Origin of the sequence: Streptomyces africanus (assembly GCF_002150735.1) — a bacterium.
Lineage (GTDB): Bacteria > Actinomycetota > Actinomycetes > Streptomycetales > Streptomycetaceae > Streptomyces > Streptomyces africanus.
Map to the genome: position 1 here is coordinate 1 of NZ_MUKA01000494.1, position 947 is coordinate 947.

Below are 947 nucleotides of genomic sequence, written 5' to 3' on the forward strand. Positions count from 1 at the left end.
CGTGTCCGCAAAGTCAGGGCAGCCAGAGTCGTAGGCAGGCGAGGGTGACCAGGGCTTTGTAGTGGCGGGCGCGTTTGTCGTAGCGGGTGGCCAGGGCCTTGTTGTGCTTGAGCTTGTTGAAGCAGCGCTCGACGACGTTGCGGCGCCGGTAGGCGGTCCGGTCGAGTCGGCAAAGGCCCTCGCCGCGGCGGATACGGCCGTTGATCTGGTCGATCCGTTCCGGGATCGCGGCCTTGATGCCTCGCCTGCGCAGGTAGGAGCGGATCTTCGTGGACGAGTAGCCTTTGTCCGCGACGACCCGCTCCGGCCGCGTTCTGGGGCGGCCCGGCCCGCACCGGCTGACGTTGATGCGGGCCATGACCTGCTCGAACTGGGTGCAGTCGTTGACGTTTCCGGCGGTGATCGTGAAGGCCAGCGGTCGGCCCTGCCCGTCGCAGGCGAGGTGGATCTTCGTGGTCAGTCCGCCGCGGGACCGGCCGATTGCCTCGCCCGACCAGAGCCCCCTTTTCGGGCCCCGGCCGCATGCTGGTGGGCCCTCACGGTGGTGGAGTCGACGCACACGACTGTCCAGTCGACTGCGCCGACGGCATCGGAATGCTGCTGGACGTGGGCCAGGAGCCGGTCCCAGGTGCCGTCTGCCGACCAGCGGCGGAAGCGTTCGTAGACGGTCTTCCACGGCCCGTAGCGTTCGGGTAGGTCGCGCCAGGCCGCACCCGTGGACAGCTTCCACAGAATCCCGTTGATGACCTGACGGCGATCCCGCACCGGCCGGCCCATTCGCGGCGGGGCCAGCAACGGCTCGATCACCGCCCACGATTCATCAGGCAACTCATGACGACGCACCACGAACAGACCAACGACGCCGCCACTTTGCGGACACGACCTAGGTGTGCTGTTCGGAGAGGTTGGTGACGCGGCTGGCTGGAGTGTGGCCGCTGATGCCGGTG

General features: G+C 67.9%; 1 pseudogene. It reads right to left on the reverse strand.

Annotated elements, in window-relative coordinates:
• Positions 1-13: 13 nt before the first annotated feature.
• Positions 14-843: pseudogene (locus CCL05_RS40590) on the reverse strand (IS5 family transposase).
• Positions 844-947: the final 104 nt, after the last annotated feature.